The following is a 22,887-nucleotide window of genomic DNA, read 5'->3' as shown; positions in this document are numbered from 1 at the left end:
TGGACTGGAAAATTCCATTATGTCAGGCTGTATAAACACAGCTTGAATTCAAGCAGGGATTTTAATACACTTACGATAACTTATTCTGTAACGTTATGAGGAGGAATCGAAAACATGGAGCTATCAAAAAGAGTATCAGCTCTGACCCCGTCTTCAACTCTGGCTATCACAGCAAAAGCTAAACAATTAAAGGCGGAGGGTCACGATGTCATTGGTCTGGGAGCCGGAGAGCCTGATTTTAACACCCCTTCGTACATAATAGAAGCGGCGGCGGCATCCATGCGGGACGGTTATACAAAATATACACCATCCGGCGGGATGCCTGAACTGAAAAAAGCGGTGGCTGATAAATTTGAACGGGATCAGAATCTTGACTATTCCGAAGAAGAGGTTATCATCGGAACCGGTGCGAAACATATTTTATATACGTTATTCCAGGCTCTGCTTAATGAAGGAGATGAGGTGATTATCCCGGCTCCTTACTGGGTGAGTTATCCGGAACAAGTGAAGCTTGCGGGCGGAACTCCTGTTTACGTTAAAGGGGCAGAAGATAACCATTTTAAAATCACCCCGGAACAGCTGGAGGAACATATTACATCATCTACGAAAGCGGTAATCATTAATTCTCCCGGGAACCCGACAGGCAGTATGTACTCCAGTGAGGAACTGGAAAAGATCGGCCATACGGCATTGAAGCATAACGTTCTGATTGTTTCTGATGAAATTTACGAAAAACTGATTTACGGGGATGCAGAGCATACATCGATGGCACAGCTTTCATCGGACTTGAAAGAACAGACGGTGATCGTTAACGGGGTTTCCAAATCCCATTCGATGACGGGATGGCGGATTGGTTATGCTGCAGGAAACAAGGAACTCATAAAAGCCATGACTAATCTTGCAAGTCACTCCACATCAAACCCCACGTCCAGTTCGCAGTTTGGTGCGCTGGCTGCCTATACCGAAGATGATGGGTCGGTAGAAACGATGAGACAGGCATTTGAAGAGCGACTGAACACAATATATGATAAACTGGTGCAGATTCCGGGGATATCGTGTGTAAAACCGAAAGGAGCCTTTTATCTGTTTCCAAATGTAAAGGAGGCTGCTGCAAACGCCGGATATGATTCTGTGGATCAGTGGGTCGAGGCCCTGCTTGAAGAAGAAAAAGTGGCGGTAGTCCCGGGCAGCGGTTTTGGTTCGCCGGATAATATCCGTCTTTCTTATGCAACCTCCCTTGATTTGCTGGAACAGTCCCTTGATCGTATTCAGGCTTTTATTGAGAAGAAGACTCCCAACTCTTAATGAAAGCACCTGCAGCGTGTCAAGAGGCTGTACAATGTACGCTGCCCCCGGTTCCGGGGGATTTTATTTGAGATCATATAAAAGGGAGTCTGCACCTGTGAAGATGTGCTCGAAAGGGGGAGGACTGAATGGATCAGGAACAGGCGCTTCATATGCTGCAGTATGGCTCTACTTCTGTTTCCAACCTGCTATTTGACTATTATGCAAATATCGGATTAGAGGAGAAAGAAGTAATGGTGCTGCTTCATATTTACAGGTTCATTGAAGATCATCACCCATTTCCGACCCCGGGCGAACTGGCCGGTAGGATGGCTGTATCGGAAGATGAGTGTTCCGGTATGCTGCGGTCGTTGATTAACAATGGATTTTTGGACATGCATACAAACGAAGACGATCATCAGGTCATGTATGAAACGTATTCGCTCGCGCCGTTGTTCCGCAGAATCATCCAGCAATGTTATAGTCCGGAAGAGGAGAGCGGAACGAAGGCGGATTCGGAAGGGGAACTCTATGAACTGTTTGAACAGGAATTTGCCCGGCCGCTTTCGCCGATGGAATACGAAACGATAAATGTATGGATCGATCAGGATAAATATAGTGCCGAGCTGATAAAGGAAGCGCTGCATGAAGCAGTACTGTCCGGCAAACTGAATTTACGCTACATTGACCGGATTTTATTTGAATGGCACAAAAACGGTATCCGCACCAAACAGGAAGCAAAATCCCACCGTGATCGATTCCGCAAATCAACAGGACCCTCTAAAACTGTTTCTAAAGAAAATCTGCCGAATTACCCGAATATCAACTGGCTGGATGAAACATGAAGGACGGATGAAGCATGCTGACTAAAACTCAGATACAGGAAATACTTGAGACCATCAAACAGATGTACCCGGAAGCCGAATGTGAATTATATCATTCCAATGCCTTTGAACTGCTGATTGCAGTCGTATTGTCTGCACAGTGTACGGATGCACTCGTAAACAAGGTGACTCCCGGTCTGTTTCAGAAGTATAAAAAACCCCAGGATTACCTGGATGTCTCCCAGGAAGAACTGGAGAAGGATATTCGTTCCATTGGCTTATACCGGAATAAGGCAAAAAACATAAAAAAACTATCTGCCTCTCTGTTGGAGCAGTTTGACGGTGAAGTGCCACGAACAAGGGAAGCATTGATGAGCCTTGCCGGAGTGGGCAGGAAAACCGCCAATGTCGTAGCTTCTGTCGCTTTTAAAACACCTGCCATTGCTGTAGATACGCATGTCGAGAGAGTGACGAAGCGCCTGGGGATATGCCGCTGGAAAGATAACGTCCGGGAAGTGGAAGAAACATTGATGAAAAAGGTGCCGGAAGACGAATGGGCCGATACCCATCACCGCCTGATATTTTTCGGGAGGTACCACTGCCGCGCCAGAGACCCGCAATGCCCGTCCTGTCCGCTTCTTCACCTATGCCGCGAAGGACAGAAACGTTTGAAACGCGGGGAGATACAGCATGGATGACTTCCTGATTCCTGATCATCTTGCTGCATCGCCTTTTTATAATGAAGCGCTGCTCAATAAAACACGGCTTTTGGAAAACGATGCGCCATTTAAAGAAGAAATTCTCTGGGAGCACGGTTTAGTGGATGATCCCCCATGGGAACATCCACTATTGTACGTTCCGGCAGTAATTCAGAAATGGGATGATCAATATGAGTTTCTCGAGGCGTGTTTCCAGCGTAGACAAACCAAGTCAGCCCGGCCGGTGATGATCAACCGGACGGCTTCGCTGATGTGTGCGCTGTCATGGATGAACAGGCACCGGGTGCCGGGCGCGGAGGCTGACGCATTCAACGCCGGAGCTGCACAAATGAACAGGATGCCTTCCAACGTTGGTGGAAGGCTGTCTTTTATCATCCAAAGACCGGCTCACCACCATAGTTTTATGCAGCTGCGTAGTCTGTATGTCGAATGTAGAAAACAGTTTGCTCTTGTGAAGATTGAAGAAAAAAAGTGAACGGCTTACAGCTGAAGTCACGGGAGGAGAATTATGCCGGAACTACAGATAAAGAATAAGGATTCACTGCGGGACCTTCCTTTTTATGAGGAGGATGAAAAGCGTCTCCTGGCTCTTTCCGCTAAACATCAGGCTCCATGTTTTGAAGCAGCTTTCTGCGGTCATTTTTCGGCGGGAAAATCGACTCTTTTGAATAAACTGTCAGGCATAGAGCTTCTGCCTTCGAGTCCGATACCGACAAGCGCCAACATTATCTCGATTCAATACGGGAAAGCTGGACTGGCTGTAACCACCGGAGAAGGAAAGCGCATGACATGGGACGAAGAAATACCTTGGGATCAAGTGAAAGACTGGGGGATGCAGGGCGAGGAGATAAAAAACATTGATATATTTGTCCCCCTGCCTTTTCTTAACGAATCGACCCGGATTTTTGACACTCCGGGTGTGGATTCCACGGATCCAGCTCATCAGCTTATTACGACAGATCAACTTTACACGGCGGACTGTATCATCTATGTGACAGATTACAACCATGTGCAGTCCGAGACCAATCTTCGGTTTCTGAAGGAAATGAGTGAAGAAAATAAACCTATCATTCTAGTAGTCAATCAAATTGACAAACATAATGAAGCGGAGGTCAGTCTGACTTCCTTTAAAAACGGACTGTATTCCACTCTTTCCCGGTCGGGGATCGAGCCGGTGGAACTATTTTTCACATCGATGAAAGACGAATATCATCCCTGCAATGAATTCGATCGTTTTTCATCCTTTTTAAAACCTATCCTGTTCCATGGCAGGGAGCTCGCAGACGACAGCATGCCGATGCTTGAACAAGGTGCGGTCAACCGCTTGATTGAGCGGCTGAAAGAAGAGAAGATGGAAGCATATGAACAATGGAAGGAAGAGACTGCTGAACGCGGGATCGCGCCGGAAGACGCAGAACAGTCGGACATGATGGAAGAAGCATCCTACCGATTGGAGCAGGAACGAAAGGAAGCCGTTCAGTCGCTGTATGATGAACGGAATCAATTATTTAAAAATGTGACGCTTTTTCCGTATACGACAACGGAAAAAGTAAGATACTGGCTGGAAAGTTGTCATCCGCAATTTAAAAAGGGATGGCTCTTTTCCAGAAAAAAAACGGAAGAAGAACGTGCGCAGCGTAAAGCTGCCGTCCTGGAAGAACTAAATGAAAAAGTGAAAACAGAGCTGTTGTTTCATCTGAAAAACATGCTGCTTGGCTCTGATCTGAATCATGCGTCTAATCCTGAACAGTTCGAAAAGAACGTACAGGAACTGGATTTCAGCGTGGATGAAGATATTTTGGACCGGTTTGCACCGACCTCGGAATTCGACCGTTCCTTCGTGTACACGTTTACCGAAAAAACAGCCGACGCTATTGGGAGACAGCTCAAATCCAATAGCGAATCATTGTTTCAGGAATATGAACATGCCATCAACCACCGGTTTGAACAAGAAGCATCTTTGCTGGAACAGAAACAACAACAGGAAAAAGAGTTGCAGGAGGAATACCGGAAATGGAAGGAGAAAGCCGGACTATTCGATAGAAAGATAGAAGAGTGCCGATTTTTTCTGGAGAACACAGAAGACGGTCCTGATTTCAGAAAACGTCTGCGCGAGACGGCGGAAAAAGCAATTCCGGAAGGCAGCATCCCCGAGATCGCTGTTTCTGAACAGACAGAATCGATTCTTTCCATTCCGGACGAACCGGATCATGAGACCTTGGTGTCTGTGCCGGATATGGATGATTCGTTTGTGGAACCACTGCGCCGATATCTGCAGCAATATCAGGACCGGCCGCTGTTTGAACAGGAAAAGAAGAAACTGGCGCGGCTTCTCGATCAATATGACAATAATACGGTGACAGTATCCCTGTTTGGAGCTTTTAGTGCCGGAAAATCAAGTTTTATTAATGCGATGCTCGGCGAAGCTGTACTTCCTGCATCTCCGCATCCGACCACAGCAGCGGTTAACCGCATTAAAAAAAGTACACCGGAATACTCCCACGGTACGGTTCTTCTGGAAATCAAGGACGAGTCCATATTGGAACAGGAAATTCAGGCAGTATCCCGCGAACTCGGGACAGAACTTGATTTAAAGACAATCCAGTCATGGAAAAAACCTGACCGGAACCGTCTGAACGCGTATCAGCGGACCTATGCCGATTATCTTTTTACGCTCCAGCAGAGCCTGAAAAAAAGAACAGCTCAGCCGGGTACTCTTCTGGAAACGGGCCTTGAGGAGCTCCATTGGTGGGTCGGTAATGAACAATATGCATGCCTGATCCAGGAGGCCGTTATTTACTATGACTGTTCCTGGACAGAAAAAGGACTCGTACTTGTTGATACACCGGGAGTTCATTCCGTTCATGGACGTCATACTAACGTAGCCTTTCAACAGTTGATTCACTCTCATGCCGTTCTTTACGTCACTTATTACAATCATGCATTTTCCAAAGCAGATCATCTGTTTTTGCAGCAGATGGCAGGAGTGAATGAACAATTTGATACAAACCGCCTGTACTTCATCCTTAATGCGTCGGACCTTGCAGATTCAAAGGCAGAACTGGACGGAGTAAAACATTACGTCAAAGAACAGCTTCGTGTAAACGGGGTGGAGAACCCTGATTTATTTTGTCTCTCCAGTAAAAAGGCGCTCGAAACCAGGCAGAATGGAGCAAAGACAGCGACAGATGAAGCTTTTTCTGCGTTTGAACATTATTTTGAAACCATTACAATGGATACACTGAAGGCTGATCATTTGGACCGGCTCTATCAATTCGGCACCCATATTTATCGTCTTCTGCAGTCCATTCTTGCTGATTTTGAAGAGAACGGAGAAAACCTGGAGGAGACGATGCGTGAGCGCCTTCAACTTGTGGAGGAATTCAGGCAGCAGATGACGTTCATTTCATTTGATGGACTGCTCCCTTCTCTTCATAATGAATTACAGCAGCAATGTTCTTATCTGCAGGAAAGAGTAAAATTGATGATACAGGATTATTTCCCGCAGTCTGTCAATCCGGCCGTGCTGGATGCTTCCACCAAACGGGAGCAGAAATCCCGGCTTCAGTCCGCTCTTCAGGAAATGGAAGGACTTGCCCGCACGTATCTGGAACAGGAAATACAGACTATCATCTTCCGGCTGCAGGAGCAGAGTCAGAAATATATCCAGAAGCGGATCCGGCATTTTATGGATAACAACAGACCACCGGCATTAACAATCGAGGCACCGGATCCGGAAACAATACAGGATGCGGCCGGAGCAGGGGACATGAAAAGCAGTTTGTCGATAAGGAACGATAATTTTCTCGATTATTATCAATCCGGGAAAGATTTTTTCGGGAAAGGCAGAGTGCAGGAGTTAAAAGAAGACTATGCCGAAACAGTGCGCACCGAAGCTGCCAAAGATGTAAAATGGTTTGAGGACTGGATGCACCAGCTTCTTATCAGGTACCTGCAGGAACAGGAAGAAAAGACAGAAACGTTTTTCGAACAGGAAACGGAACGGGAGAAAGAACGTATCCACTGGCTCTTTGATCCGTCGAAACAACCTGCGCTTTATGAAGAAGCCGTTTCTTTAAATGATCTGGTCCAATAAAAGCATCCCCCTTTCACAGCAATGTGAAAGGGGGATGCTTTTAATTATCTCCGTTGTCATCCTCTGTACTGCCGGAGTCTGAACTGCTGCTGTCGTCGGTTCCGTCATCGGTTCCGTCATCGGTGGAATTGGACTGGGCGTCTCCGGTGCTGTCGTCCGATCCGTTCCCGTTGTCATCTTCTGTACCGCTGCTGTCATCTGTATTGTTACTGCTGTCGTTATCATTACTGCCATTCTCATTATTGTCAGGTTCTTCACCGTCGGAGGAATCATCTTCATTGTTACTGTCTTCTGATTCCTCCGTTTCTTCTTCATTTTCATCTTCCTGATCTTCATCGGATTCATTCTCTTCGTCATTCTGTTCATCTTCTTCCGGCACATTTACCTGAACCTCAGAGGAGGAACTGGATTGATCCGGTCCTTCTTCATTTACCACGGTAATCCGGAAACTGTGGGTGCTTCCCTTCTGCGGTGAAGACAGAGTGTAACTTAATCCGGACTGGGTGGTAAGTGATTCGTACGAGCCATCTTCTGTACGGTGTTCGATCTCAAAAGCGCGACCATCCAGCTCATTTTGATCATAATCCCAGCTTAGCTGGATTTCATCATCCTCTTCATTATAAACCGCGTTTAATCCGCTGATGGATTCGGGCTCTGCGAATTCATCCGAAACATCTTCCGGACCAGTTCCTTCTACAAACAGTTCCGTGATGATTTCACTTTCCGGAGTATAACGACTGGCTCTGTATCCGGTGCTTCGTTCGATATCGATGGCTTCCACCGAGTCCGGCTGTGTGAAGTCAGGTGTGTCGGTTCCCTCGGAAACATTGGACATCACAAGCCGGAATATTTCCTTTGCGATGTCACTTTCCCCGTCTATAAGATAGTTTTCGCCGCGGCTGCCGCTGAAACCGGTCCAGACGGCAGCCGTGTAACGGGGGGTGTAACCTGCAAACCAAACGTCCGGATCACCGCCGGGAGGGATGTTATACTGTTGATGTTCCTGCTCCGTAAAATTGGTGGTTCCGGTTTTTCCGGCAAGAGGAAGACCGGGGATATCAGCTCCGGTTCCTGTACCTTCATCTACGACATCCTGAAGCATATCCGTTATCATGTAGGCAGTATAATCATTCATAGCCTGCCTTGATTCGTGATCGATTGTAATCTCGCGTCCGTCCCGGAATTCCACACGACGTACGGCGTAAGGCTCTGAATACGTACCTTCATTACCGAAAGCAGCATAAGCACCTGCCATATCAAGACTTGAAAAACCGGGATCTATTCCGCCCAGGGCGGCAGCCGGATAAATATTTTCAATTGGCAGGCCGAGACCGCGGGCGAAATCTCCTGCCTGATCCAGTCCAGTCTGCTGCAGTGCTTTCACAGCAGGAACATTAATGGAGTCAATAAGCGCCTGCCTCATACTTACCGATCCCCGGTACGTCCCGGAATAGTTTTGAATCTGGTCCTCTCCGTCTTCGGTGTAAGTATGCGGCTCATCGACAAGCTGATGATAAGTGGACCACTGGTTGTATTCAATAGCCGGTCCGTAATCCAGAAGCGGCTTGATGGTGGATCCCGGCTGGGCACTGCCGTTGCTGGCATAATTGAACCCTTTGGCAATGTCCTGGCTCTGCCTGTTCCCTACCATAGCCTTTATGGCTCCGGTCTCGGTGTCAATTAAGGTAAACCCGACCTGGAACTGATCACTGTCCGGGTAGCTGCTGATATGCTGGTTTGTCTGGATAACTTCTTCAGCGTATTTCTGCGCTTCGGTATCGAGCGTGGTATAAATTTTCAGCCCGGCCGAATACAGTTCATTGCTGGATATGCCGTCCACGTCTTCCATCTCATTCTGAACATGTGTAATAAACGAATCGTAGACAAGGCCTTCCTGCGTTGGATTATAATCAATCTGTTCGTTGATATTGACGGATTGAGCCTGTTCTGCCTTTTCGCTTGAAATAAAATCATTTTCCACCATTAAATCAATAATCATATTCCTGCGTTCTTTGGCGGTTTCCGGATTCTGAATGGGTTCATAATGATTTGGGCGTCTTGGAATAGCCGCAAGAAGTGCCGCATCTTCTATCGTTAATTCATCTACGGATTTGTCAAAATAAACACTCGATGCTTCTCCGATACCGTAGGCACCCTGCTCAAAATAAATCAGGTTTAAATACATCTCAAGAATTTGATCTTTGGAATACTGCTGTTCAAGCCGGATGGCAAGGTACTGCTCCTGCACTTTTCTGGTGATCGTTTTTTCCGGCGATAAAAAGGCGTTTTTGACAACCTGCTGGGTAATGGTACTTGCACCTTCGGCACCGAAACCTTCTGTCACATTTGCAGCTAACGCACCGAAAACACGGATAATATCGATGCCGAAATGATCATAAAACCGTGCATCTTCCACCGCAATAAACGCTGATTTGGCATCTTCCGGAACATCACTGATGTCGATCAGATCGCGGTTCTGCCCGGCTTGCAGACGGGTCACCTGTTCGCCGTTCTGATCATAGATTTCAGCTGCCTCAGACAATACCAATTCCTCGGGGTCCAGGGCAGGGGCATTGCTGATCATGAACGCAGCGGCTATGCCTCCGCCGAGAACGAGCAGAAAACCTGTGATAAATACGGTAAGAAACAAGTATTTTAATATAGGGCGTTTAGAACCCTTTGATTTGTTTTTCTTATTGGAAGACTCTTGGGCCTGGCGTTTTTCCTGTCTGGAACGGTAATTCTGACTCATGTATTGTTTCTTCCTTTCTCTTTTGTTGCTTTGGCATTGGAAGTCACCGGATTAGTCGTGCTGTAAAACAAAACGTTACATTATGAAAAATACACATCATCGATGATATGAAGATAATCAACCCGTGGACTGTATTTCAGCGGGATCAGATGCCCGTATGTTTCCAGGTCTGATTTAGGTATTGATTTTCTTTTATGCTGTCCGGAATACCAGTCAATAAAACGGGCGGCATCAAACAAGAACGTTTCTTCCAGCAAACTGAAACGGATAATCAGAAAGGCAATTCCGCCGTGCTGTAATACCTCCCGCATATGTTCCACCTGGTGGGCATGAATATTCCCGAAAGGAAAAGAGGTTTTATTTCTGGTTTCTTTTGCTTCAAAATCGATATAACGGCCACGGTAAATCCCATTATAGTCTGTGGTGGAAGGCTGTTTAAAGTAGGCTTCCGTAATTTTTGCAGCACTGCGGTTCGGATAGTCGACATTTACAATTTGAACAGGGGTGGGTTTTTTATGAATTACGGCCCAGCCCGCCGACCGGTAATATTGGTTTGTATCATTAAGGTCCTGTTCCAGTGTCATGCCCCGGTTTGCAAATAGGGAAGGGGAAGATGTGGAACGACCGCGGCGTGTATTGGTATATTTTCTGCCGCCGGGATAACGAAAGGCCATATAAACACCTTCTTTACTGTATGTCATTTCTCCATCTTAGCATATCATGAAGCCTGAAAGAACCATCTATTATCACGTAGACGGCCGAAGTAGACAATCGAGGGTATATTCATGTTACGATTAGGTAGAAAGAGAAAGTGAGGGATTTGATGAATGAGAAGCCGGTTAATCTTGGATTCGGCAATATGATGCCTCCTGAAAGAATTGTATCTATTGTCAGCTCTGATTCTGCACCTACCAAACGATTAATTCAGGAAGCCAGAGAAAGAAAAATGTTAATCGATGTTACAAATGGAAGAAAAACCAGAAGCATCATCCTTGCAGATAGTGATCACGTGCTGCTTTCCGCGATTCAGCCTGAAACAGTAGCCCAGCGGCTGAACGAAAATGACAGCGGCAGTTAGCAGTCAGCTTCGGCCCGGGCCGGAGCTTTTTTTGTAGATTTCTATCTGATTTAAACCTCCTTTTTCGAATCATCACTAGTTCTGTCATCACAGCAGGGATCCACCTTGCGGATGCGGAAGGGTGGAGCAGGAAAAGGAGGAATATAAGATGGAAAAACAAACGATGAAAACAAGAGATATTGCAGCCCGGCTCCAGGTTTCTCCGGCAACGGTATTAAAGTGGTCGAAAAACTACCGCATTCCATACACGGAAAATCAATACGGTCATTATTGTTTTGATGAGGATTCCATGGCGCGCTTTCTGGAAATAAAGGAGAAGCATCAGCACACAGCATCCGCTGCGGGCAGCAATGTCAGTACTTCCGTTATGCTGGAGCGTCTGGCTCAGGCTGAAGAAAATGTACAGGTGCTCGAACGGATGATTATGAATAAAGCGGATGATATTGTGACTTTTCAGATGGTCGAACAGCGTAAAAAAATAGAAGTACTTACAAAAAGGCTGGATAAATTGGAAAAACAGATGCATCAGCAGGAACAAACTTCCCCGTCCCGTAAACAGGATAAATCAACAGCTTCCGTGACCTATACGGAACCGCTGCAAAGCCTTTTTCAGTTTGAATGAAGCATTCTCCGTGATAAGATGATAAAAGAGGGGGGAAATGAAATGTTGCAGGAGCAGAAAGAAGATCTTCATAAAAAAATTCAACTTTTAAAAGATTATAATAATGAATCCCTTCAGAATTTCACGAATAAAGCACAGGATCCCGGGTATTCCCCTGATTTTTATGAGGAAGTAAAGCCTTTTGCCGATAAGGTGAAAGAAACCGCTGATGCGTGGAAACCTTTGGCTGAGCTATGGATTACGGAGGAAAATCCCACGTATTTTTACTTGAAACAGATTGAAGATACGCATGAAAATATCCTGATTTCTTCGATAAGATCTTTTCAGTCCGATACGAAAACAAAACGGTTCCGGGAAATGATCCAGTCGATAGATTATATTCTTTCCGGAATGGAAGAACAACTGAATCTATAAGAGAAAGCGGGAATAGCGATGAACACAATAGTGAAGCCGGAGTGGGTCGAAAGAAAGCGTAAAGATGAGGGTGTCCGGGTTGTGGACTGTCGTTTTCAGCTTGGAGATCCGGATGCAGGCAGGACTGCCTATCTAAAGGATCATATTCCCGGCGCCGTCTATATGGATTTGGATAAGGATCTCAGTGCACCTGTGGAAACACATGGCGGCCGGCACCCGCTGCCTGACATGGAAACGTTTGCCGAAACGTTGTCAACCGCTGGAATTGATCATGACACGGAGGTCATTGCCTATGATGATCAGGGAGGAGCGATGGCTGCCCGGTTCTGGTGGATGATGACATTTGCAGGGCACCGCAGTACGTTTGTGCTGGATCGTCCATTTTCGACATGGAAGCAGGAAGGATTTCCGAGCACGAGTGAAGAGACGGATATAAAAAGAAAAGAATTTGAGCCCGACATTCAGCCGGACATGCTGGCCTCTGTGGAAGAAATGAAGCTGGCCCTGCATGAAGAAACCAGTGCAATCATCGATGGAAGAGAAGGGGCCCGCTACCGCGCTGAACAGGAACCGGTAGATCATACGGCTGGGCATATTCCAGGAGCAGAAAATTATTACTGGAAAGAAGTGCTGGACAAAGATAGTGTATGGAAAAATACAGAAGATTTGCAGCGGCATTTTCAGGATCTTCAAAAAGATGAAAAAATCTATTCATACTGCGGATCCGGCGTGACAGCATGTGTTAATATTCTCGCGCTGAAAGAAGCGGGGTTTGAATATCCAAGGCTGTATGCTGGAAGCTGGAGTGACTGGATTTCCTACGATGACCTTCCGGTGGAAAAAAATTAAGGGGAATCCTTCTGTTCGATATGGCGGCGGCCGCTTTTCGGAAGCCGCCATCCGTAGTGGACGGAAAGCATACGGCATATAACAATCAGAAGAAGAACAGAGAGATAGCCGGGCATGGACGAAATCCAGCCCATGCCGATACCTATACCGGCTGGCAGCGTCCAGGCGATATAAATTTCATGCCGCAGAAAGAGCGGTTTTCTTCCGGCCAGAACATCCCGGATCATTCCGCCTCCGGTACCCGTTAACGCAGCGGCGGCAATGGAAGCGCTGAGCGGCAGATTCATTTCTGCTGCGTAAATGGCTCCCTGTACAGCGAAAGAACCGAGGCCAGCTGCATCAAACAGGAGGCCCCATTTCATCCAGGTTTCAAATAAAAAACGCGGCATCAGAAAAGCAATGGTCATAATGACGAACGCAGTCAGAAACAGCGCTTCCTGTTCCCAAAGCGCAGTAACCGGAACCCCGATCAACAGATTCCGTACAGCCCCGCCCCCAAAGGCTGTGACAAAGCCGAGAATATAAATCCCCATTAAATCATAATCTTCTTCCATCGCCGCGAAAACACCGCTGAGAGCAAATGCGGTTGTTCCGATAATGTTCAGGATTTCCCATGTCACTCCAGACATTCTCCTTTGTTATGAAAAATTCCCGGCCGCAGAAGGCCGGGATTTAAAATCGTCCAGATTTAAATATAGCATAAATGAGCCATAAAAACATAAAAAATGAAATGATGAAACTGATTTCTATAACGGGAAGAGTAACAAGCGGAGAAGAGGAGTCTCCGAACGTGGATCCGATAATAAGACCAACCATAATAATACTGAAAGCAAGCAGTATAATACTGAATGAAAGACGGTTGCTTATCCGGTCCAGTTTGTTCAGGAAAATATTGATTTTCGGTACTTTCATTTCAATACCGACGTGACTGTTGTTCAGTTTGGACAGGGCATCCCGAAGCTCTTTTGGAATGCCGAGCATATAATCGCGCTGCCGAAGTCCTTCCTTCCACCAGTCTTTGGCAATGTTTTTTGGATTGAACTGTTCCATCGCCAGCTTTTTCCCGTATGGTTCTGCTATTTCCACGATGCTTAAATCAGGATCAAGATGTTCGATGATGCCTTCAAACGTAATCAAGGCTTTGGCAAGCATCGTGTATTCTTTGTAGATCTGTATTTCATAACGGTGGGATGTTGCAAAAATATCATTGATCGCTTCCCCGAACCTGATGTCCTGAAAGGATTTTTCATAGTATTTCGAAAGCAGGTAATATACATCTTCGGCAAACTGATCATGATCAATCGTATCGGGTATATCGGCCATTTCATAGATTGCATCGGCAACCTGGTCCGGCTTTTTCCGTGTCATCGCAATAATATAATTAATGAACTGCCGCCGCATTTCCTTATTAAGCCTGCCTATCTGGCCGAAATCAATCAGTCCCGCCGTTTCATACCCGGTAAAGACAACATTGCCGGGATGAGGATCGCTGTGGAAAAAACCGTCCACCATTACCTGATGAAAGAAAGCATCTGTCATGGAGCGCGCCAGTTCCTTTTTGTTGAACTGTTTGTCCGTCTGTTCCAGCTCTGAAATTTTTGTGCCATCCAGAAAAGAGATGGTGAGAACCCGTCTGCTTGAAAATGATTCGAACACTTCCGGAATCTCGAGAGAAGGGAAGTTCTCCATATTCGTGCGCATTTTTTCCGTGTTCCGGGCTTCGACATAATAATCAACTTCGTCCCTGATAGCATCCACATATTCTTCAATAACGTCCTGAAGCCGGTAGTAACGCGCCCATTGAAAGCGCTGGTTGAACAGTCTTGCCAGATCTCTCAGAATTTCAATATCTTTTTCAATCGTTTCTTTTATATGGGGGCGCGAGACTTTAACGGCTACATCACTGCCGTCGTACAGCTCCGCTTTATAAACCTGTCCGATGGAAGCAGCGGCAATCGGTTCTTCAGAAAACACAGCGAATATGTCTTCCAGATTGCGGCCAAGGTCATTTTGTATAATTTCCCGGGCTTGTTCAAACGGGAACGGGGATACTTCATCCTGCAGTTTCTGAAGTTCTTCAATAATAGAGGGAGGGAATATGTCTTCCCTGGTACTGATCATCTGTCCGAGTTTAATAAAAGTTGGGCCCAGCTCCTCCAGCACATTGCGGATTCGCTGTCCGATGGAATGCATGTTAAAATCATCCGGGTTGGAAGCCATCCGTTTCGGAAGTGATAATATGTGGAACAGGCCGACTTCCTGAAGGATATAACCGAAACCATGACGGGCAAGTGTGGCTGCTATTTTTCTGTAACGGTTTGCGTGTTTAAGACCTCGTGTTAATTCCATGTCACAATTCCTTTCCAGGAATAGAAAACCTTAAATTGATGCTGCCGGCGAACACCGATTCATCCGTTTGTATCATTAGAACTGCTTTTTTTTAGGTTCTCGATCTGTTCTTCGAGCTGCTGAAGTTTTGATTCAAGCCTTTCTACATCACTATCTACAGCAAGGCCCATTTCTTTCAGGGATTCCTTTGCTTTATCTTTGGTACGCCCGTTCCATTCGGATTCCGCATGTTTTCCACGCTCGATCAGATCTTCCTTCCATTGTTCAGCTTCACGGGGAGTTATTCTGCCTTTTGTAACGAGGTCATCGATATACGTCTGGATTTTTTCTTTTCCGTAGGCCGCAGCGCCGAGACCGAGAAAAAAACCTCTTTTGAGCATGTCATTCATTGTGTTTCTCCTCCCTGTATCTTATATTGGTACCTGAATTAGCGGATCATCTGTAGAAGAGAAATAAACGCAGGATTTCAATCTTTATTCCGGGTCATTTGTATTTGAAGAGCTGATTTTCTAAAATAAAAAAAGGTGATGCATGAAAAGAAAAACGTTTCAACTTCTGATGTTGAAAAAGGCTTCCCTGAACATAGAATGCTCTATTCAGGCAAGCCTTCAGGATCATACGGAAAAGATGCTTATCCGTTGTCGCGGAGCATGAGATAAATAAACAACAGAATAGCCAGAACCGAAACAACAGAAAGTCCCGCTAAAAAGCCCTTATCCGCATCATTCCAGGCGTTTACCGAGGATGCCGATGCAGCTGCCGGTACGGTGAAAACAATAAGTGCGAAGAGCACTGCACTCAGTCTTGTCATTGGTGATGCCTCCTTTACACGTTGACCTTATATGTATAATGGTAAAAACACCCTGTTACAGCATATCATTATCATACACGGTAGCACACTGTAAAAACAATAATAACATCTTTTTTTATTATATCCCCGGGAAGACAAATTATCAATCCGAGGTCAGGAAAGAAAACGATGGAACAACGGAACAGGACAGTCGAGACCGGGGACATCTCATGTTACAATAAACATGTTCTAAGAGAGAAAACCGGATATGGAAACAAAGGAAAGGAAAATTAGTGATGACAGGTATTCATATTGAAGATATTATTATCGCAAACCAAACATTAAAAGATGTAGTAACACACACGCCGCTGCAGAAAAACCAGGTTCTATCGGAACGTTACGGTGCCAATGTGTATTTAAAAAGAGAAGATCTGCAGGTGGTACGATCTTTTAAAATCCGGGGAGCCTATTACCTGATGCAGAGCTTGTCTAAAGAAACACTGAAAAATGGTGTTGTATGTGCAAGTGCCGGAAATCATGCCCAGGGCGTCGCCTATTCCTGCAAAGCACTGCAGGTGAAAGGGAAAATTTTCATGCCGACCACGACACCGAAACAAAAGATCGGCCAGGTTAAACTGTTCGGGAAAGATTACGTCGATGTGGTTATTACCGGCGATACGTTTGATGATTCCTATCAGGAAGCTCTTGCCTGCGAAGAAGAACATGGAATGGCGTTTATTCATCCCTTCAATAATGAAAAAATTATTGCCGGTCAGGGCACCGTCGGGATGGAGATCATGAACGATATCGAAGAGCAGATTGACTATTTGTTCTGCACGATCGGCGGCGGCGGATTGATCTCCGGGATCGGCACGTATGTCAAATCCATTTCACCGGAAACGAAAATGATCGGCACTGAACCCGGTGGAGCACCGGGCATGAAGGAGTCGATTGGAAAAAATGAAGTGGTGGAGCTCCAGGATATGGATAAATTTGTCGATGGTGCAGCGGTGAAGCGGGTAGGGGATATAACCTATGACGTATGCCGGACCATGCTTGATGATATCTCGCTCGTTCCGGAAGGAAAGATATGTACGACCATACTGGAACTGTACAATGAAAATGCTCTTGTCGCTGAGCCTGCTGGTGCCATGCCGATATCGGCTCTGGATTTTTACAGGGAAGAGATTAAAGGAAAAACCGTCGTATGTGTAGTGAGCGGCGGCAACAACGATATCGGGCGGATGGAAGAAATGCGGGAAAAGTCGCTTCGTTATGAAGGACTGCAGCACTATTTTTTGATTAACTTTCCGCAGCGTGCCGGAGCGCTCCGGGAATTTCTGGATGAGGTACTCGGTCCGGAGGATGATATTACAAGGTTTGAATATACGAAAAAAAACAATAAAGCTAACGGACCGGCACTTGTCGGTATTGAACTGGCGCACCCTGGTGACTACCATACACTGATAGAACAGCTTGACAACAAGAATTTTCAGTACAACGAAATTAATAAAGAGGAAAGCCTTTTTCATTTTCTGATTTAACGACATGGAGGAACGGCTCGTTCGGGAGGACATACCATGATTATTAATGAATCGAATGATTATTACGTATGCATTCCCCAACATGAACACGCCCGGATTTCGGCACTGATCATTCATCATTGGAGGGATCCCGTCGTCAGAATGGATTCATACTGGAATGAACTGGTGCTGGCGGTTCGGGAGCATGACCGTGCCTGGATCCCTTTGGATGCTGCTCCGAAAGCAGATGAAGAGGGGAATCCATTTGATTTTACGGACTATCCTGAATGTCCTAAAATACAGGCGTATCAAAAAGGTATTGTTGAAACCGGGGACATGCACTGTTACAGCGGACTGCTTGTGAGCAGGCATTATGCGTCTTTTTTTGAACATCGATCTGCCGGGACAGGCCGCCTATTTTTGGAACAGGAGCGCCGGCGTCAAAAGAAATGGCGTCGATTTCTGAATAATCCGGAGACCGAAGAAGAGCATCTGAAGCTGCTCCAGTTCTGTGATGATCTTTCTCTGTATGCCTGTATGAACCGGCCTGGTGCAGCCAAGTCAGAAGAAGTATTGTGGTTCCGGGATGGGTTTCGTCAGCGATTTGCCTTTTTGAATAATCAAACGATAAAGGCGCGATTCAGCGGGGAAGGTTCGATCTGTATTACCCCTTTTCCGCTGGAACAGCAGATCGATATCACGATTCAGGGATGTATTGTTTCAAAGATGGCGGTGTTGGATAAAGGATTCAGCAACGCTTATCAGGAAAGCAGAGAATGGAACCGGCATTTGTCTCTGCATTCGGTTTGATTATCAAAAAGAAAGGTGATCCGGATGTCCTTACAAGGAAAACAAATTATCGCTCTGGTTGATGATGATTTCGAAGATCTTGAACTTTGGGTGCCTGTTATGAGGCTGAGAGAAGAAGGTGTCCGTGTTGTATTGACCGGCAGCGAAAAAGATAAGACTTATAAGGGAAAACACGGTGTGCCGGCGGAAACAGAGGCTTCGTTCGACGATATCTCCGGATCTGCCTTTGATGGTATTCTGGTACCGGGTGGATGGGCGCCGGACAAGCTCCGCCGCTATCCGGAAGTAATTGAGATGGTCCAGCATATGGAAGAACATCAGAAGCTGATAGGACAAATATGCCATGCCGGCTGGGTTCTTGTTTCTGCAGATGTACTGAAGAACAAAAACGTAACAAGCACCCCGGGTATTAAAGATGATATGAAAAATGCGGGAGCTCATTGGTATGATAAGGAAGTGATTGTGGACGGACATGTCGTGTCAAGCCGGCGTCCACCTGATATTCCGGCATACACCCGCGCGCTGGTGGAAACGCTGCACCGGTAACAATCCAAAACGGGAAACGTACTGAAAAGGATAAAGGAGTTATAATGAAAGACATTTGCGCAGAAGAGTTCCGCTCTCTGAAAAACAAAAAGGAAAAAGCGGCAGCTGTTGTTTTCTATACGCCGTTATGCGGGACGTGTCAGATCGCTTTACAGATGACGAAACGTCTGGAGGACATTTTCGAGACCGGATTCGCTCAGGCCGATATTAACGCCATGCCGGACATTGCCCGGGAAGAACAAATCAGCAGTGTCCCCTGTCTGAAAGTCATTCAGGATGGCAGAGTGGTCAGAACCATTTATGCATTCGAATCCCTTCCGTCTCTGCTGAAAAGACTGCACGGGTGGCTGCCGCTGAGGGATGGAAAGGAGGGAACAGAAAATGAAGGAAGCTCCTGATTTCGAACTATCTACGTTGGATGGATACGCAGAAACCAGACTTCATAATTTAAAGGGAAAACCGATAATGCTGACGTTTTGGGCTTCCTGGTGTCCGGATTCCCATCGGGATCTGGCCCGGAAGCAGTCCTTTTATGAGCATCTGGATCAAAATAAGCTGCAGTTTCTTACCATTAATGTAACCGGAAGGGAAGGGAAAATGGAAGATCCGGTCCGGTTTATGGAGGAAAACGGCTACACCTTCCCGGTACTTCGTGACGAGAAAACGAAAACGTATGACAAATATCAATGCATTGGGGTACCGACTACTTTTATTCTTGATGAAGAATTACGCGTCGTTAACCGCTTTAACGATAAAGCACCTTTTATGGACATTATAGAAGGAGTTAAGCCGCTGCTTGACCGTTAATAATAAAACGAAGCCCGTTTCATTCAGGGCTTCGTTTTCTATCAGGAAGGTTTTTTTCCGGTATCGACGATCTGTTTCATTTGACGGCTGTTCGGGTAATCATTGGCATCATATTGATCCATGACCCGTTCCTTCTCGTAATCGACCCGTTCAATGGATGCCTCAAATGTGCCGTTTTCCACTTCAAGAAGTACGTAGGAAGGTCGGGGATCTCCATCAAAAGGAAGCCCAATACTTCCGGTGTTGATAAATGTTGTGCCGCCGGCTCTGCGGATATACGGTGTGTGTATATGGCCGTAGACGACGATATCAGCGTCCGGTTCTGTTCCCAGTTTTTCAAGCAGTGTGTCATCAGTAGCATCTGCGGGAATGACATCGAACAGGCTGTCGGGTGCGGCATGAAACGCATGCATGGTTACCGACTGATCAAACGTTTCCAGAAAAGAGGAGGGTAGTTGTTCAAGATAGTGGATATCATCACTGCTCAACCGCTCCACCGTCCAGTCCTGTTCCTGATTCATGATGGCAAGGGCGGAGTCAGGCACTTCTCCCTTTTTTACGCCGCGTATGACCCATTCGTCCGCGTTGCCTTTCAGCACCTTTGCGGGAGTGGATCGGACCGTTTCGAGTGCATTTTTAGGTTCCGGACCGCGGTAACACAGGTCTCCGAGAATATACATTTGATCAATATGTTTTTCTTTCAAATCATTCAGAACAGCTTTCAGCGCTCGAGCGTTGCCGTGAATATCTGATAATAACGCAATCTTCATGAAAGCAGCCTCCTTCTATCTAGTGATACATAACGTTCTTTTTTTATTATACATGAGTTACAGGTGCTGTCATAACGTTTTCCATGTTTTCCGGCCGGTTGGAAGGAGCGTGGCTGGTTGTGTTACAATCATTCATATCTATCAATCGAAAATCAGGGAACGAGGAGAAAGGAGTGACGGGATGAACATTATATCCATTGAACCAACACCAAGTCCCAATACGATGAAACTTATTATGGATGAATCGCTTCCTGCGGGAAAAAGTAATAATTATAAAGCAGAAAATAAAGAGGAGGCGCCGGATTTTATCCGTCCGATCCTTGCAATTGAAGGCATTACAGGTATTTATCATGTCTCTGATTTTATGGCTCTGGAGCGCCATCCAAAAGCGGAATGGGAAGGACTCCTGGCCGAGGTGCGCCGTTTATTCGGGGAAGATACCGCAGGACCGGGTGAAACAGCGGAAGTGGATGATGCCTTTGGTGAAGTGCAGGTACAGTTGCAGATGTTTAAAAATATTCCCATGCAGATTAAAGTGACGTCGGGAGAAGAAGAAAAACGAAAAGGACTGCCGGAACGTTTTCAACAAGCAGCATTTAAAGCTCAGACAGAAGACGATAATATTGTGATGCAGCGCACGTGGGAAGACCACAGCCGCCGATTTGGCGATGATCTGGACGAAATAGCAGAAGAGGCTGCAGAGGAAACAGCGGCTGCCTATCCGCAGGAACGCCTTGATACACTTGTTGAGCTGTCTTTATCAGGAGAGGAAAATGCAAGGCAGTTTGAAGAACGTTTTATAGAAGTGACATCAGAGATGCTTGATGATCCGGATTGGCGGAAACGGTACGCAGCTCTGGATAAAATGAACCCCAAAGAGAAGGATCTGCCAGTCCTTGAAAAGGCCCTGCATGATGAAAAATCATCTGTAAGGAGACTCGCTGTCGTGCATATCGGCATGATTGAACAACCGGTCATTCTTCCTTTACTCCGGCAGGCGATGAGTGATCAGTCGGTAACCGTTCGGCGTACAGCAGCCGACTGCTTTTCGGATTTGGGTGATCCAGCAGGGATACCGGCCATGATAGATGCACTGGAAGATAAAAATAAGCTGGTCCGCTGGAGAGCGGCAATGTTTCTTTACGAAGTGGGGGATGAATCAGCGGTGGAATCCCTTCGTGAAACCGTGAATGATTCTGCGTTTGAAGTAGCACTTCAGGCAAGACTGGCTCTTAAACGGATTGAAGAAGGCGAGAAAGCGGAAGGATCGGTGTGGAAACAGATGACAGAACGGATGCAGAACGATAAAAACAACATATGAACATTATTCTGAGACAATCAAAAAAGGAGGGGTTGTATTGACTAAAGAAGAATTAAAACAGAGCCTGCAGGATAAACAAATGGATGAGGCTCTTGAACTGCTTGAAGAGGCGGAACGAGATGAACTGTCTGAACTGGAACTCGTGGAATCCCTTGGTCTTCTGCGGGATGAGAACTTAAATAATGCTTTGATTCAAATGCTGCAGGAGGAAGGTGTGAAGATCACTTATATTCCTGCACAGGAATAAAGAGAAAGCACCGTACACAAAAAAGGAGCCCTGTGAGGCTCCTTTTTTGTGTACTCCGGATGATGGATTCCAGGTTAGGATTCGTGGTCTTTCGAATAAGCGCTTGTGTAGGTGGAGATGCGGCGTACTCCATTATCCGCCGTGTATTCAAAACGATCGTACACATAATCCTGCGCATCGGATTTTAGTATCCGTTCGTAGTGATGTTGAACAATCAGTGTGGCGGACTTCGATTGGAATGTAAGAAAGTTGACGCCGCTGAAGGAGGAAGCCCCTTCAGACTGAAGCAGTTCATACAGCAGCCGGTTGTGACAGTCCATCAGGTCGGATCTGGAAAAGCCAAAGTCTTCGAGATCCTGAAGCAGGCTCCGGCGGGATGGGTGTTCCAGTTCATTGAGAAGGATGGTAAAAGGCTGGAACTGTTCGGTATGAATTCGGACATTGTCTCCTTCGTCTAATGTAACGGCAGCCCCTGTACGGTCTTTAAAGGTAAAATGCCGGCTGTGGGAGACTGGTGTCCATCTCCCGCTCAATTTTACTTCAAATTCAAACGGGCATCCTTCGAGTTCCAGTTCATCACCGTATAAAGGTTCGTAAAGAAACGGTTGACCATTCTGTTTTTTTATGCGGTAGGTGACATAAGCAGGACCATCTTCTTCCTTACTATCTGGTTTCCCAGCTGGTTCGGGGAGGGAGCCGCCATATGCCGCTTCGACCTCTTTCCACGTTTTTGCCGCGGATAAATACGCATCGGCTGTCGTCTGCAGTTCTTCAATCACAGACGTGACAGCAGTCAGTACCGAGGAGTCAAAGTCCTCTTCCAGAGGCTGGTCCGGGCTTTCTATTTTGCTTCCTGGAACGGTAAGGCTGCGTGCTTTCATATCCGGGATAACATCAGACCTGTGAACAGCAGGCACTTGAAAGAGCCCGGTAATGACCACGGTTCCGGACCATGTTTTTTTAGGAGGGGTAAGGATTTCTTCGAGCCGGGCGTAATACACTCCGTCTTCTCCCTGGTCTACAAGGACCGTACTTCCTATATGTTTGGACGCTTCTTGACGATTCATGATAACCCTCACTTTAATA

24 protein-coding genes are annotated in these 22,887 nt (G+C 46.3%); 16 read left to right on the top strand and 8 right to left on the bottom strand.

Annotation, left to right across the window (positions count from 1 at the left end; translation table 11 throughout):
* Window positions 1-114 precede the first annotated feature (114 nt).
* The 5 genes from ACW9JV_RS09645 to ACW9JV_RS09625 all read left to right on the top strand — a co-directional run bounded on the left by ACW9JV_RS09645 (window position 115) and on the right by ACW9JV_RS09625 (window position 6,923).
* Complete coding sequence (locus ACW9JV_RS09645) at window positions 115-1,305, top strand: pyridoxal phosphate-dependent aminotransferase (protein ID WP_457333690.1); 1,191 nt, start codon at window positions 115-117, stop codon at window positions 1,303-1,305.
* 128 nt (window positions 1,306-1,433) lie between these two features.
* A complete protein-coding gene (locus ACW9JV_RS09640) occupies window positions 1,434-2,129 on the top strand; it encodes a DnaD domain protein (protein ID WP_457333687.1) in 696 nt (231 codons plus the stop codon).
* 14 nt (window positions 2,130-2,143) lie between these two features.
* Window positions 2,144-2,806 carry an endonuclease III gene (gene nth, locus ACW9JV_RS09635; protein ID WP_457333685.1) on the top strand — a complete coding sequence of 221 codons (663 nt, stop codon included), beginning with the start codon at window positions 2,144-2,146 and terminating at the stop codon, window positions 2,804-2,806.
* Entirely contained in the window at window positions 2,799-3,302 is a 504-nt protein-coding gene (locus ACW9JV_RS09630; protein ID WP_457333683.1) for a YpoC family protein, read from the top strand. The genes nth and ACW9JV_RS09630 overlap by 8 nt, the downstream gene beginning before the upstream one ends.
* 33 nt (window positions 3,303-3,335) lie before the next feature.
* Window positions 3,336-6,923, top strand: coding sequence for a dynamin family protein (locus ACW9JV_RS09625; RefSeq protein ID WP_457333681.1), 3,588 nt, complete (start codon window positions 3,336-3,338; stop codon window positions 6,921-6,923).
* 40 nt (window positions 6,924-6,963) lie between these two features.
* Here the strand turns inward: ACW9JV_RS09625 and ACW9JV_RS09620 are convergent, their stop codons facing one another.
* Both ACW9JV_RS09620 and recU read right to left on the bottom strand, forming a co-directional pair.
* Complete coding sequence (locus tag ACW9JV_RS09620; protein ID WP_457333679.1) at window positions 6,964-9,675, bottom strand: PBP1A family penicillin-binding protein; 2,712 nt, start codon at window positions 9,673-9,675, stop codon at window positions 6,964-6,966.
* Between the two features lie 80 nt (window positions 9,676-9,755).
* Window positions 9,756-10,349: a Holliday junction resolvase RecU gene (recU, locus tag ACW9JV_RS09615; RefSeq protein ID WP_457333677.1), complete on the bottom strand. Its 594-nt coding sequence runs from the start codon at window positions 10,347-10,349 to the stop codon at window positions 9,756-9,758.
* A gap of 149 nt (window positions 10,350-10,498) precedes the next feature.
* On the opposite strand from recU, the gene ACW9JV_RS09610 reads away from it, so the two are divergent.
* The 4 genes from ACW9JV_RS09610 (at window position 10,499) to ACW9JV_RS09595 (ending at window position 12,638) form a co-directional block, all read left to right on the top strand.
* A complete protein-coding gene (locus tag ACW9JV_RS09610) occupies window positions 10,499-10,753 on the top strand; it encodes a DUF370 domain-containing protein (protein ID WP_125555557.1) in 255 nt (84 codons plus the stop codon).
* Between the two features lie 148 nt (window positions 10,754-10,901).
* Window positions 10,902-11,375 carry a hypothetical protein gene (locus ACW9JV_RS09605; protein WP_457333674.1) on the top strand — a complete coding sequence of 158 codons (474 nt, stop codon included), beginning with the start codon at window positions 10,902-10,904 and terminating at the stop codon, window positions 11,373-11,375.
* Window positions 11,376-11,417: 42 nt separating this feature from the next.
* Window positions 11,418-11,789 (top strand): YppE family protein, encoded by a 372-nt coding sequence (locus ACW9JV_RS09600; protein ID WP_457333672.1) that lies wholly within the window; start codon window positions 11,418-11,420, stop codon window positions 11,787-11,789.
* A gap of 18 nt (window positions 11,790-11,807) precedes the next feature.
* Window positions 11,808-12,638, top strand: coding sequence for a sulfurtransferase (locus ACW9JV_RS09595; protein ID WP_457333671.1), 831 nt, complete (start codon window positions 11,808-11,810; stop codon window positions 12,636-12,638).
* Here ACW9JV_RS09595 and ACW9JV_RS09590 read toward each other — a convergent pair.
* The 4 genes from ACW9JV_RS09590 to ACW9JV_RS09575 all read right to left on the bottom strand — a co-directional run bounded on the left by ACW9JV_RS09590 (window position 12,635) and on the right by ACW9JV_RS09575 (window position 15,798).
* The gene (locus tag ACW9JV_RS09590) at window positions 12,635-13,258 is read right to left on the bottom strand and encodes a trimeric intracellular cation channel family protein (RefSeq protein WP_457333668.1); all 624 of its coding nucleotides are present in this window, start codon (window positions 13,256-13,258) and stop codon (window positions 12,635-12,637) included. The two genes, ACW9JV_RS09595 and ACW9JV_RS09590, sit on opposite strands and share 4 nt — an antisense overlap.
* A gap of 52 nt (window positions 13,259-13,310) precedes the next feature.
* Complete coding sequence (locus tag ACW9JV_RS09585; RefSeq protein ID WP_457333666.1) at window positions 13,311-14,987, bottom strand: ABC1 kinase family protein; 1,677 nt, start codon at window positions 14,985-14,987, stop codon at window positions 13,311-13,313.
* Between the two features lie 59 nt (window positions 14,988-15,046).
* Window positions 15,047-15,376 carry a phasin family protein gene (locus tag ACW9JV_RS09580; protein WP_457333664.1) on the bottom strand — a complete coding sequence of 110 codons (330 nt, stop codon included), beginning with the start codon at window positions 15,374-15,376 and terminating at the stop codon, window positions 15,047-15,049.
* Between the two features lie 242 nt (window positions 15,377-15,618).
* Entirely contained in the window at window positions 15,619-15,798 is a 180-nt protein-coding gene (locus ACW9JV_RS09575) for a hypothetical protein (RefSeq protein WP_457333662.1), read from the bottom strand.
* 275 nt (window positions 15,799-16,073) lie between these two features.
* Between ACW9JV_RS09575 and ilvA the strand changes: the two genes are divergently transcribed.
* Genes ilvA through ACW9JV_RS09550 form a run of 5 tightly spaced genes read left to right on the top strand, consistent with a single transcriptional unit; the run spans window position 16,074 to window position 19,463 of the window.
* Complete coding sequence (ilvA, locus tag ACW9JV_RS09570; RefSeq protein WP_457333660.1) at window positions 16,074-17,321, top strand: threonine ammonia-lyase IlvA; 1,248 nt, start codon at window positions 16,074-16,076, stop codon at window positions 17,319-17,321.
* 36 nt (window positions 17,322-17,357) lie between these two features.
* Window positions 17,358-18,110: a DUF3891 family protein gene (locus ACW9JV_RS09565; protein WP_457333658.1), complete on the top strand. Its 753-nt coding sequence runs from the start codon at window positions 17,358-17,360 to the stop codon at window positions 18,108-18,110.
* A 24-nt stretch (window positions 18,111-18,134) separates the two neighbouring features.
* Window positions 18,135-18,656 (top strand): type 1 glutamine amidotransferase domain-containing protein, encoded by a 522-nt coding sequence (locus ACW9JV_RS09560; RefSeq protein ID WP_457333656.1) that lies wholly within the window; start codon window positions 18,135-18,137, stop codon window positions 18,654-18,656.
* A gap of 44 nt (window positions 18,657-18,700) precedes the next feature.
* Window positions 18,701-19,054 carry a thioredoxin family protein gene (locus ACW9JV_RS09555; protein ID WP_457333654.1) on the top strand — a complete coding sequence of 118 codons (354 nt, stop codon included), beginning with the start codon at window positions 18,701-18,703 and terminating at the stop codon, window positions 19,052-19,054.
* Window positions 19,038-19,463 carry a TlpA disulfide reductase family protein gene (locus ACW9JV_RS09550; protein WP_457333652.1) on the top strand — a complete coding sequence of 142 codons (426 nt, stop codon included), beginning with the start codon at window positions 19,038-19,040 and terminating at the stop codon, window positions 19,461-19,463. The genes ACW9JV_RS09555 and ACW9JV_RS09550 overlap by 17 nt, the downstream gene beginning before the upstream one ends.
* 41 nt (window positions 19,464-19,504) lie before the next feature.
* Here the strand turns inward: ACW9JV_RS09550 and ACW9JV_RS09545 are convergent, their stop codons facing one another.
* Window positions 19,505-20,233, bottom strand: a complete 729-nt coding sequence (locus tag ACW9JV_RS09545; protein WP_457333650.1) for a metallophosphoesterase family protein — start codon at window positions 20,231-20,233, stop codon at window positions 19,505-19,507.
* A gap of 181 nt (window positions 20,234-20,414) precedes the next feature.
* Between ACW9JV_RS09545 and ACW9JV_RS09540 the strand changes: the two genes are divergently transcribed.
* Window positions 20,415-21,554: a conserved virulence factor C family protein gene (locus tag ACW9JV_RS09540; protein ID WP_457333648.1), complete on the top strand. Its 1,140-nt coding sequence runs from the start codon at window positions 20,415-20,417 to the stop codon at window positions 21,552-21,554.
* Window positions 21,555-21,591: 37 nt separating this feature from the next.
* A complete protein-coding gene (locus tag ACW9JV_RS09535) occupies window positions 21,592-21,801 on the top strand; it encodes a hypothetical protein (protein ID WP_457333646.1) in 210 nt (69 codons plus the stop codon).
* 74 nt (window positions 21,802-21,875) lie between these two features.
* Here the strand turns inward: ACW9JV_RS09535 and ACW9JV_RS09530 are convergent, their stop codons facing one another.
* Window positions 21,876-22,868, bottom strand: a complete 993-nt coding sequence (locus ACW9JV_RS09530; protein WP_457333644.1) for a DUF2777 family protein — start codon at window positions 22,866-22,868, stop codon at window positions 21,876-21,878.
* Window positions 22,869-22,887 lie beyond the last annotated feature (19 nt).

The organism is Salibacterium sp. K-3, from assembly GCF_054052005.1.
Note: the sequence above shows the minus strand (reverse complement) of the source record. Positions and strands in the feature narration are given on the sequence as shown.